This is a genomic window from Pseudomonas sp. StFLB209, from assembly GCF_000829415.1.
Taxonomy (GTDB): Bacteria; Pseudomonadota; Gammaproteobacteria; order Pseudomonadales; family Pseudomonadaceae; genus Aquipseudomonas.
In genome coordinates, this window is sequence record NZ_AP014637.1 from 44,880 (window position 1) to 57,140 (window position 12,261).

Sequence of the window (12,261 nt, forward strand, 5' to 3'; positions counted from 1 at the left end):
CACCTCAGACCCCCAGCATCTGGCGCACCGCGGCCAGCGGGCGACGCAACACCCAGTAAGCCAGCGGCACCTGCTCGGCACTCAGCCTGACCGTGCCTTTGAGGCCCACACGCTGATCAGTGGTGGCATCCAGGGTGGCCCGCACCCGATAGGCGTAGCTGCCGTCGGGTTGCTGCTCGGCGTCGTGGGCGATATAGCGCAACCGGGCGGCCACGGGTGTCAGCGGGCTGGCATTGAGGTACAGCCTGACCGGTGCTCCGGCCTCCAGCGGGATCGCATCGCCCACCGCCAGCCAGGCCTGGATTTCGACATCCTGCGGCAGTGCGATGCGCATGATCCGCTCACCGGTGGTCACCGGTTTGCCAATCCACTCACTGGGGTCATCGAACAGCGCAATACCGTCCTGTGGCGCCACCACCCGCGAGCGTTGCAACTGACCTTGCAGGTAGTCGGACTCGGCACGGCGCTCTTCGATCTTGCCGGCCAGAATGGCCAGCTGTGACTTGGCCTTGGGGTCGTAGACCGCCATCTGCGCGGTTTGCCGGTATTCAGCCTCGGCAGTGACCAGCGCCTGACGGGCCACCTCCAGGCGGCTGGTCAGTGCCGCCTCGTCAAAGGTGAACAACGGCTGGTCCTTGACCACCTGCTGATTGGGCTCAACCATGAATGCGCCCAGCACACCATCCATCGGCGCCCGCAAGGTGGCCGGGTTGGCCGGCACCAGTTCGCCCGGCGCCAGTACCGTCAGATGAATCGGCAGGCACCCCAGGGCGATGATCAGGCCAGCCAGCAATGCCAGACGACGCGGGCGCCGCCAGCTACGGCGCAGCCCCGCCAGCCGGCGACGCCACGACGGCGGCTCGCTGCGCAGGCGCGCCTCGAACGCGTGCTGCAACACATCACGCCATTCATCCAGCAACGCCACCTCAATGGGCTGCCAGGGCGTGTCGCGCATCAGCAGCAAGGCCCCAGTGGTGGCCTCCCCCGACATCGGCAGCCACAGCAGGTACACCGGCAGCCAGTCACCCCACTCACGGGCCAGTGCCTCAGGCACGTCAACGGAGGTGACCTGGCGAGGCCCCTGCCCTTGTGCATGCAGCGCCCGGCACAGTTGTTCCAGCCACTGCACATAAGGTGCGTTGGCTTCCTTCTGCACCACGCCCGACAGCGCCCTTATCCCTTCTTGCTCGAACCACAGCGCCGCCTGGCGATAGGGCACCAGCGCATGACCTTCGTTGACCGCCAGAAAGTCCAGCTCGACGCTGTCGCTGGCATGCCTGGCCCGACGGGCCAGGCTCAGCAGCAGGTCCAGCGCCGCGGCCGACACGCCTTGCGGTGGCTGCGGCGAAGACAAATCGGTCATGCGCCCGCCGCAGCCAGCGACGGCGCCCGCTTGGCTGCGGCACGCAGTTGCTCAGACAAACCGCTACGCCCGCTTGGCGCTTCGGCACGGCCATTCGCACCCGCACTGCCCTGGCCATTGACCCGGAAGTTAGCTTCCGCAGTGCGACCATTCTGGTCACGGGCCTGGACCTTGATCACCAGTTCGCCATTGAAATTTTCCGGCGGACGGCCTTCGAACTGGCCGCTGGCTGCGTTGAAGCTCAACCAGGCCGGCAGCGGCCGCCCATCGGCCAGGGTGGCACGCAAGGTGATGCCGGGGTTCTGCTCGGTGTGGGCGAAGGCATCGGCCGGTACGGTGAAGTTCCAGGTCTGGCCAGCGCTCAGTTGCTGGTCAGCAACGCCGCTCAGCACGCGCAGGCCTGGCTGCTCAGAGACCAGCGACACCACCTGGAAGCCGCCACGGCCAACATCGGTCAGGCCGCTGCTCAGTGCTGGCGAGCTGATAAAGGTCGAGCCCTGGCGCTGAGCACTGTCGTTGAGTGGATTGACGAAAACGCCCAAGGCCGCCCCGGAAACCGGCGACTGGGTGAAGCCGGCTTGAGCGCCAGTAGCGGAACCCGCTGCTTCGACGATACTGCGATTGGCCCCCTCAGGGCGCGAAATCTCTATCGCCGTCAGAGTGCTGACACCGCCAAGCTGCTGCTCGGTAATCAACTGGTTGGCATTGACCGTAGCTCCCGTATCCGCCAGTACGCTGCCGGACCCGACGCTCGGCAGAACAACGTTCGTGGCAGGCGCCAGCACTGGCGGCAACGGGGTCGGTGTGTTCGGCACCTGCGGATCAGCGATCTGCACCGGCGGGGTCACCGGATCAACCGGCGGTGTCACAGGTGGCGTGACCGGCGGCGTCACCGGTTCAGTCGGTGGCGTAACAGGCGGCGTGACGGGTTCGGTCGGTGGTGTCACCGGTGGCGTGACAGGCGGCGTTACCGGCTCGGTTGGCGGGTTGACTGGTGGTGTGACGGGCGGGGTCACCACCGGTACAGCACTGGTACGCACGGTAAAAGTCAGGCTCGCCGAAGCGTTGCTCAGGTCCGTCGCCGTGACGGTCACGCGGATATCACCCACGGTGGTCGGGGTGCCGGTAAAGGTACGGGTGGCGGGGTCAAAGCTCAGCCAGGCCGGCAATGCTCCGCCGCCCATCAGGCTGGCACTCCAGGTCAGCGAATCACCGGCATCGACATCGGTGATCATGCCGTTGGGGAACGTATAGGTCCACGGTGTGCCTTCGGTCACCTCGCGCACGCTGACGATGCCATTGACCTCAGGTGCGTCGTTGGCACCGCGAATGGTAATGGTCAGGGTCGAGGTACTGGTGGCCAGGGTATTGTCGGCGATCGTGTATTGGAAGGTGTCGGTCAGGGTGTCAGCCGTGGTGCGCAATGCCTGCACCGCCGCGCTGTTGTTGTTCACCACGTAGCTGTAGCTGCCGTCGCTGTTGAGCGTCAGGGTGCCATAGGTCCCGGTGAGCGGGCTGCCCACGGTGCCCCCTCCCACTGCGGTCACCGTGCGTACATCACTGCCGTCATCGTTGGTAAGCACGTTGCCGGTCGGGTTAACGCCCGGCGTGGCATTGCTCACCCCGCCTGCCTCGGTGGCGAGCGCCGTATCAGGGTTGGCTGCTGGCGGCACATAAGCATTGACCGCAATGCTGTAGCTGCGCTCGAACGAGTTACCGCCGCTATCGGTGCTGCGCACGCGTACCGAATAGATACCGGCGGTGAGCGCCTGACTGCTCACCCGCAGCTCATCACCGACTACCGTGAACCTGGCGTTATCGGTGGAGCCGGTGCCAGCGACCAGCGTGTAGGTAAAGGAGTCCACCACACTCAGGTCGGTGGTACTCAGTGTCCCGACCACCGCGTTGGCGCTGTTGGCGCTTTGCAGGCTGGTGTTGCTCAGTTGCATGCCGCTCGGCGCATTGGCATTGATGGAGTCATGGGACTGGGTAATGGCCGTGGTCCAGGTGGCGGTATTGCCTGCAGCATCCATCAAACCGACGTTCACCGGCAGGCTGGCCGAGCCGGCGTAATCGGTGCCGCCATCGGTCACCACGTATTGCGCTCTGTAGAGAGTGCTACTCATGGGCGTCAGATTGACCAGCGAATATCCGGCAACAGTACTGCCCGGGGCGAGGGTGTAAGGCACGCCGCCATCGTTGCTCACGGTCAGCGTCACGGTGATGGTGTCACCGACCCGTTGTGGCACGTTGGGCCCCTGCAGATTGCTGATCACCGGCGCTACGCGGTCCACGGTGTAGGTCTGGCCGGTAGTGAAGCCGCCGCCGATAGCGGTATTGCTACCCGACACGATGCCGGTGTTGGAGCCTTTGAGATCAAGGCGCAAGGTACCGTCACCGGCCAGGCTACTGACCGTCACTTGCCGGGTATTGCCTGTCCCGCTCACCGAGTCAATAACGCCAGAGGCGTTACCACTGGTGGTCGTCAGGATGAAATCGCTGGTGTCTACGCCAGTGACCGCCACGTTGAAGGTCACGTTGTAGACGATGCTGGTCGCCGAGGCGAGCACCACCTCGGCCGAAGCACGATCGATCGAGCTGACTGCTGGCACGACCCCGGCAACGGTCGCTGATGGCCCGCTGAACAGGGTTTCCAGGGTGCCACCGTTATCCGTGTAGGTAACCTTGTCGCGCACCGACTTGCCGACCTGATCGCTGCCCAGAACAAAGCTGGCAGCGTTGGCGCCGTTGATGTCTGACCAACTGCCGTTGGCAAACTCCTGCCATTGGTGGTTGAACGTTACGCCTGACAGGCCATCGACATCGACAATACCCGAAGTGCTGGCCGTCAGGGTCTGGCCCTCCTGAGCGCTGCCAGTGACGGTCGGACTTCCCGAGGGTGCGTCATTGACCGCCGTTACACTGATAGTGAAGGTCTTTTCGACGAAATTCACTCCACCATTGGCGGTGCCACCACTGTCGCTCAGCCGCACGGTAACAGTGGCGACCCCATTGGCGTTGGCCGCCGCAGTGAAGGCCAGGTCACCGGTACTCGGGCTTATCGCTGGCTGGACGCTGAACAGCGCGTTATTGCTATTGGTGGTGATAAACATCAGGGTCTGCCCGGACTCGTTGGCAGGCCCGACCGACAGATTGGTGGCCCAGCCCGCGATGGTCTGCGGCCCGGCGTCCTCCAGGACAGTCACATCGGCCCCCGCGGTGAAGTCCGGCGCATCGTTGACGCTGGTCACGCTGATGCCAATGGTGTTGGTGCTGGCCGCGAACGGCGTCGAGCCACCATTGCCAGACACATCCAGTCGCGAGGCGGTGCTGGTGCTGTAAGCACCAGCGAAGGTGTTGTCTATCGCTCGCACGCTCAACGCAGCCGGACTACCGAAGTAGTTGGCAGCCGGCAGAAAACGCAACTGCGTGCTGGCCGACAGCAGCAGGGCATCGGTATTGCTGACCGTACCGACCGCATACCAGTCGCTGCCATTGACCGAATACTGCCAGAGCCCATCGGCGACATCGGCGGAGTTGGCCACTACAGCGATGCCACTGAGGCTGGAACCGGCATCGACATCAACGAAATTGAAGCCCGGCAGCGCATTGATCGCAGTACCGGCAGGGCTGCTCGCGTCTTCCAGAATCGCCGGCAAGGTCAGATTGCCCAGCCCGGTCGGTGCATCGTTGACCCCGGTGATGGTGATGGTAAAGGTCTGCGCCGCACTGGTGTCGACCCCGCCATTGGCTGTGCCGCCTGAATCTTTCAGGGTCACAGTAACCGTCGCAGTACCACTGGCGTTGGCAGCGGCGGTAAACGTCAGATTGCCATTCGCATCGATGGCGGGCTGAGTACTGAACAGCGCATTGTTATCGTTGCTGACGGTAAAGGTCAGGGTTTGCCCTGACTCGTTGCCCGGCCCGACACTGAGATTACTGGCCCAGCCAGTCACCGTTTGCGCACCGGCGTCCTCCAGCACGGTCACGTTACCGCCCTGGGTGAACGAAGGCGCGTCGTTGACCGCCGTGATGGTGCCGCTAATGGTTCTGGTCGCAGCAGAAATAAACGTGCTGCCACCGTTATTGCTGGTATCCATGGTAACGCGGGTTTGAGAGGCCGCTGCGCTACTGGTAGAACCCGGGAACGTATTGTCCAGCGCACGAACCGTCAAGGCCGGAGTGGTGCCGTTGTAGTCGGCCACCGGCACGAAACGCACCAGCGTCGCAGGCGAAAGTATCAGCCCGGAAGTAACGCTGACCGTACCGATTGCGTACCAATTGGTACCGCCATTGGTGGAGTACTGCCAAAGGCCTTCAGTTGCCAGGTTGGCCGGGTTGCCCACCACGATCAGGGCAGCCAGCGACGCATTGAGATCCGGGTCAGAAAAGGCGGCGCCAACAATGCTGGTGATCGATGTACCGTTGTTGCTGCTGGCATCTTCGAGAACCGTCGGCACCGTCATGTTGCCGGTCAGGGTCGGCGCATCGTTGATCGAGGTGGCGACCACCGTGGTAGTGCTGTTAGTTACCGCCGGGTTGGTGCCGTCGTTGACCGACAACGTGAAGGTAGTGGTCTCGGTACTGCCGACCGCCACATGGTTATTGGCCGGCTGGTAGACCAGGGCGCGCAATGCAGCCTGCACAGAAGCAGCACTGCCAGAGGCGCTGGTATAAGTCAGACCACCATTGCTGCTGGTGAAACCCGCCGCAGAAGTGAAAGCCCCTTTGCTCGCGTTATCCAGAGTGATAGTGACAGTAACGTTGCCGCCGGTGAGGGTGACACCGGAAAACGGCTGCAGCGTGGCATTGTCGTTGACCGGCTGGCTGGCGACGGTGCCGCTGATGGTCGGCGGCACGGCCGGTGTGCTCTCCAGAACATAGTTGCCGTTGTTATTGGCAGTACCGTCCAGGCCATCTCTACGGCCATTCTTTCCGTCTGATGTACCACCGAATCCTGCACTGGCCTGGTTGCCACTGAAGGTCGTATCGGCACTGGCGATCGCAGTGCCGCCGTTATTCCAGATACCGCCGTACGCATTGCCGCCATCGCCGCCATTGCCGACAGCGTTCGGGTAGGTAACGCTGGAATAGCCGCCACCGCCACCACCGCCAGCGGCTGCAGAGTTATTGCTGATGACCGAGCCGCCATTGATTGTCAGTCTGCCGGTGGCAGCATTATAGATACCGCCCGCCGCATGACCGCCCGTCGCACCGGTAACATTACCCGCACCGCCACCGCCACCGCCGATGATACCTGCAATAGCGCCGCCCGAACCGCCAATGCTCAACGCTCCCTGGCCAGAAATAACCTGGCCTGTGCCCGCTATTCCGGGCTGACCGCCAAGACCACCGAAACTGTCTAAGTAGCTGCCTCCCTTCCCACCCGCTGCCCCCGACGCAGATTGGCCGCTATAAAGAACACCTCCACCATAGATGAAGTCACCGCCACCAGCACCGCCACGCCCTGCGGTGCCTGAGCCACCGCCACCGCCGCCACCCAAAGCATAATTGTAATGACCGCCACCGCCACCGCCACCGGTGGCCTTGTTGCCGGTAATGGTGCTGCCGGTAATGGTCAGTGTCCCGGCGTTGTAGATAGCCCCACCCAGCCCCGAACCACCCAGGTTGCTCTGCGCGTTGTATCCCGGCTCGCTTTCATCAACGCTAAGACCGCCCCGACCACTGGCCATGCCATTGGTCAGGGTGACGTTCTTGATGACAAGACTGCCATTACCTGCATTCATGTGCATGATTTGCCGGTAGTTACCGCCGTCGATAGTGTGCCCGTTGCCCTCGATGGTGGTGACATGGCCATCATTTATCGAGAAGGTCAGTGTCGCATCGCCGGCGAGGAACGAAATATTTCCGGACAGCGTAATGGTGTCATCTTCACCATTACCACCGTATGAATTCAGCAGTCCCTGAAGTTGCGTGACCGACGAAGCGCTGTCGGTGGCCAAGGTGTAGTCGTAGTTTGCCAGGCGCGAAGTATCCAGGACCGGCAGGCTGCTTAAGGCTCCGGTGCTGATTTCCAGCTCCCAGTTGCCGCCACCGGCTACATTGCCGGTGTCATCGGTCGAGGCTGCGACCACCGCACCGGTCGCCTCTGCCAGACTGCGAATAAAGCTGTCACCTGCGCTTCCGGCACCAACATCGCAGCCATACAACAGAATTTCGCCACCAGTGCGCAAGGCATTACCGATCGTCGCCAGTTCAGCCTGGTAGTCGCTCAGGTTGTCGCCATACAACGCACTGTTGCCAAGCAGCAACAAACCATTGCCACCATGGGAAACGATGCTGATCGACTCGACGTTCTGCAGACCTTGCAGCGCTTCAGCAATCTGGGTAATGCCGTCACGCGCGGTATCGAGTATGACAACCTTCACATTGGGCTCAGCCGCAGCAATGATTTGCTGGTAATCGGTGACCGCGCCATCAACGAACAACAGTTTGCTGACATCGCCTGGCAAACCTTCGCTGGCCCGTTCGGTCAAAGGCCCCACACTCGCCGGTGGTTGCTCGGCAGGCGCCTTGCTCGCCACTGCGGACTCTGCAACCCGGCTGGCCGACTGTGCGGCCACGGCCTTGGCCAGTTCTGCGATGTGCGCAGTCGGTGCTTCGCCAGCGACTACCGGTTTGGCAGCATCACCTGCGGTCGCAACGGCCGCACCGTCGAACATGATCCGAGCCTCCAGCGCCAGGGGCGATGGTTTACGACGCTGCAATACACGGGGCAGGTCGGCGGAATTCGGGCACTGGGTCTTATCGATGTTCATGGGGGCGGTCCTTGCTCTGAAGGCGGTACGACGCAAAACGGGAAGGCTGAAACGTTATCGGCAGTCAATGCTGCCTATTGAGTACCGACTATCGGCCTGGCAGTGATCACGCTGGCAGCACTGCCATCCTGGTTATGCCAGAACGCCAGTTTTTCGAACTGGGCGAACAGATCGGGAGGCAAAATGGTGCGTCGCGTTTGCAACTCCACCTTGCGCCGCACTTCATGCATGCCGTGCACACCCAAAGCAGCGTCGAAGCTGGGGGCGTCGTAACTGACGGCCTCGAAGTCGTGCTCAAAGACTGGCTCACCGATGAACGAATAAATCAGTGGCATGACTTTATGCGGAGCCTGGGCCAACAAGTCGTAGTCGACCAGCAGCAGGCGGCCTGCGTGTTCGCCGTAAAACGCCTCTTTCAAGGCCGACCACGGATACCCCACTAGGCGATTGCGCTGACCGAGAGTCTCGACACGGCTATACACCGTATTACGCTCAACGCCGTCACCAAACAGTTGGGTCACCTCGTACGGATTGGCACGGTAGCGCCGCTCCAGACTGTCCATGACCCAAGCAACGTTGCGCACACAAGCAATCACCTTGGCTTGCGGGAATTGCTCTGCCAGCAAAGACATGCTGGCACTCCAATTACGATTGGTATCGAAAATCACCGACTTGTCGGCTTTGTCTGCGTAATAGGCATCGAAAACACCTCGTACAAGACGTTGGCGCTGAACCTGGTCAAGCATGTGGCCCAACTCGCTACCGGCACCAAACTGGGCAATAAGGTTGTTGACCAGGACCCCTACCGGGCTGCTCATGCCCGCGTGGAAGCGCGGGTTTTGCAACAACAGCGCACCCAGCAGTGTCGAGCCGGAGCGCGGCAGGCCGGTGATGAAATGGTACTTCTGCGCGAGAGCGCTCATAGCATGTCCTTGCCGAAGGGTCAGTGACTTACGGGTTGACTCAAGACCACCGTGCCGCTCATACCAGCAATCAGTTCGGCATAGTGCCCGTCAATAGTTGCCACCAGCTTGATCGATTGGCTAACCGGGTCAACCCGTGCACCAATACGGGTGATCTTGGCCGGATATTGCTTGCCGGTTTCATCCACCCGCAGTTGCAGCAAGGTGCCGTTCTTGAGCCAGGACAACCAGCGCGAAGGTGCCAGGAATTCGATTTCCAGTACGCTGTCGTCAAGAATGTCGAGAATCGCCTGGCCAGGCTGCGCAAACTGTTGTTCACGCATTTTCTGCTCAACCACTCGTCCGGCGAACGGCGCCGTAATGCTGCACTTGCCAAGCATGGTGCTCATCAGCGAAACCTCGGCGCGATTTTTCATCACCTCAGCCTCGGACACCTGCAACTCGACCTGACCGATAGAGTTCAGCTCATTGAGCCGCTTGTTGGCACTCCAGGTCTTGTCAGCGGCGGAAAGTCCGGCCCGCGCCTTGTTCAGTTGCGCTTGCTGCAGCGAGCAGTCAAAGCCCACCAGCACCTGTCCTTTTTTGAATGCACTGCCCTCGGGCACCGGCAAACTGCTGATCTTGGCACCGATTTCCGATGCCAAAGTGGTGAACTGGCGCGGAGCCAGTTGCGCCCGAATATCCCGAACCTCATCAGTTGAAGTGGCGGGGGCTGCGGTCACAGGCAACGGAGCAGCAGGTGCCGGATCTGCCGCGAGGACCGCAGGCAGCCAGGCCAGGCCACATATCAGACCCAGGCTGCGACGCCAGTTCATCTGTTTCATTGACCCGCTCCGGGGGTCGGCACAGGTGCCGTCAACTGCCCCTGGTTCCACTGGCGGAGCGAGGCGTGCACCTCATCCTGCAGTTGCTGGAGTGGCACCTGATCGAGGTCACCGATACTCGGTTCAAGCCCCAATGTAGCTTGCAGCTTGCTGGCCGCAGCATTGGCCAGAGCCATGGCCTGATAACGGCGTAATTGACTGAGAATGGCTGAAGTGTTGCTGGCCACAGTGTCCAGTTTGCCTGTGGTTTGCACCTGGCTGCGGTTAGCACTCTGCTGGTTCAGGCGGTCGTCCACCTGCCAGATGGCATCGGCGCGCTGAAATTGCTGCAAGGCATTGGCATATTGCAGACGCGCAATGTGGACCTGAGCCAAAACGGCCATCTGGGTCGCCACACGACGCTGATCAGCGACAGCAATACCGGCTTTGGCCAGACGCATCTGCGCCGGGGCACTGAGAATATTGAGCAGGTTGAAAGAAAGCTGGGCGCCCGCTTCGTTCCAATTGTTATTGATCAGATACTTGTCCGAATCGTGGCGCAGGCTGTAATTCAGGCTGAGATTGGGAAACAGACGCAGCAGCGTCTTGCGGGTCTCTTGGCCAGCAATGCGCGTGTTGTAGTTCTGCTCGCGCAGCAGGGCATTCTGTGCCAAGGCCTGAGCTTCCAACTGTTCGACGGGCAGGTCGAGCACCCGCTGGTTGAACGACTCGGCCGGTTCCACCACGGTCAGTTCAGTACCCAACGGCGCGTTGATCAAGGCTGCCAGTTCGATACGGGCAGTCCCCAGTTCTTGCTCGATGGCCTCCAGCAGCCGGAGGTTTTCCAGCACCTGGCGCTGATAGCGCAGCGACTCGACCGGTGAACGCAAACGCTCGCTCTCAGCCTGACGCGCATCAGCCAAGGCCGACTCGGCAAGGAGGGTAGAGTCTTTCACCGACTGACGCAGTTTCTGTGCACTGGCTGCACGCCAGAATGCACTGCGCACGTCCTGCACCAGCACATGCATGGCCTGCCGACGGCGCTCTGAAGCGATCAGCACACGATCAGCGTTCTGCTTGGCACTGTAATATGAAAGACCAAAGTCCAGCACACTCCAGGTCAGACCCAGATCACTGGTGGCATGGTGTTTGTCGCTGGAGATATAAGGGTTGGCCAATGACGGTTCGCCAGTCACCGAGTCCACGGCACGGGTAGTGGCGTACTCGCTGCGATGACTGTAGCCGGCAGCGGCGATCATCTTCGGCAGCATGTCGAAATTGCCGACATCGTACTGGCTCATCGCGAGCGCCTGCTCCATCTGCCGAGAGCGGGCTTCGAGGTTGTACTTCAGGGCTCTGGCGATGGCTTCATCAAGACTTAGTGAACCATTTATCGCTGGCACGTTCTGACGAGCAGTAAGCGAATCCTGAGCAGCCTGCTGCTGCAACGCGTTTTTGTCGATCGGCTCTGGCGACAGGCTCATACAGCCGGTCAGCAGCAGGATCGATGCGAGACTGCTCACGCGCATGATTGAGAGAACTGGCATGGCGGCCATGACGGGATGATTTGCAACGGTTGCGAGCTTGAAAGGCATACTTCCTTATTCCCCTAGATCAAGAACGAGCCGTTGCCCGCCCCTCTGAATCCATTCAGCCAATCGTAGCAATCAGCGACTCCAGCGCTTGTATCCGCGATGCTTTCAGTAAAAAGACTGCGACAGTGAATGAATCCAGAAAAATTTGAACTTGATAGTGTCATGGCACGCGCACCACTTTGATGCACGCAAGTTTGTTTCGCAATTGTTACACAGTGCCCACAAAAAAATACGGGCGCAGTTTTGCCGCAAAAAATAGTGCGTGGGCTTGATGATGTCAAATTGTCTTCATTCGCGCGGCATTTATAAACCCGATGATCTGACCAACGGAAGGCCCTGACCGGGCACACGTTGCAATATTCAGTTCGTAACGCAGCCAATGAGGCGCCTCTGAAAACGTAGGCGAGGCAGCCAGCGCAAGGCAAAAAACGGCGAAGAGTGACCGGGGTCACCCGTAATGTCGCTTACCGCGCCCATCGTTTCCAGCTTGCCCATAAGAGCCGCCGCGATCACCGACAGGGCACCTCTAAAAACTACCTGCGTTGCGCGGGCTGCCTCGCCTACATTTTTAGAAGCACCCGACAGCTGGATAACGAGCGTTTCAGCGCAGCTGGATGCGACGTGATTCGATCGATATTTTTTTGAGCCAACCACTGGAACTGTCTTTGAAAACGTGACATACATTTGTCGCGCCGGTTGTGTCCTACAAAACCAGCCGCTCGTAGCCTTACAGGATCAAGCTCGAATATCAGTATTTTCAGCGGATGAAGCCATGCAAACACTCAGTGCGCATCACCA

5 protein-coding genes are annotated in these 12,261 nt (G+C 60.8%); all 5 read right to left on the reverse strand.

All coding sequences use genetic code 11. From position 1 onward, the window contains the following. Nucleotides 1-4: 4 nt before the first annotated feature. Complete coding sequence (locus PSCI_RS00170; protein ID WP_045481203.1) at nt 5-1,363, reverse strand: efflux RND transporter periplasmic adaptor subunit; 1,359 nt, start codon at nt 1,361-1,363, stop codon at nt 5-7. Beyond that, entirely contained in the window at nt 1,360-8,142 is a 6,783-nt protein-coding gene (locus PSCI_RS00175; protein WP_045481205.1) for a DUF4347 domain-containing protein, read from the reverse strand. The genes PSCI_RS00170 and PSCI_RS00175 overlap by 4 nt, the downstream gene beginning before the upstream one ends. Before the next feature lie 74 nt (nt 8,143-8,216). Next, nucleotides 8,217-9,065, reverse strand: a complete 849-nt coding sequence (locus tag PSCI_RS00180; protein WP_045481207.1) for a sulfotransferase family protein — start codon at nt 9,063-9,065, stop codon at nt 8,217-8,219. 20 nt (nt 9,066-9,085) lie between these two features. Then, nucleotides 9,086-9,889 carry an efflux RND transporter periplasmic adaptor subunit gene (locus tag PSCI_RS00185; RefSeq protein WP_231906341.1) on the reverse strand — a complete coding sequence of 268 codons (804 nt, stop codon included), beginning with the start codon at nt 9,887-9,889 and terminating at the stop codon, nt 9,086-9,088. Next, on the reverse strand, nt 9,886-11,391 hold the full coding sequence (locus PSCI_RS00190) for a TolC family protein (protein ID WP_197540940.1): 1,506 nt from the start codon (nt 11,389-11,391) through the stop codon (nt 9,886-9,888). Before PSCI_RS00190 ends, PSCI_RS00185 begins: the two co-directional genes overlap by 4 nt. Nucleotides 11,392-12,261: the final 870 nt, after the last annotated feature.

Bases quoted from the DNA above. Each gene is read 5' to 3' on its own strand.
- PSCI_RS00180 (WP_045481207.1), bottom strand. From the start codon at position 9,065: ATGAGCGCTCTCGCGCAGAAGTACCATTTCATCACCGGCCTGCCGCGC.
- PSCI_RS00175 (WP_045481205.1), bottom strand. From the start codon at position 8,142: ATGAACATCGATAAGACCCAGTGCCCGAATTCCGCCGACCTGCCCCGT.
- PSCI_RS00170 (WP_045481203.1), bottom strand. From the start codon at position 1,363: ATGACCGATTTGTCTTCGCCGCAGCCACCGCAAGGCGTGTCGGCCGCG.
- PSCI_RS00185 (WP_231906341.1), bottom strand. From the start codon at position 9,889: ATGAAACAGATGAACTGGCGTCGCAGCCTGGGTCTGATATGTGGCCTG.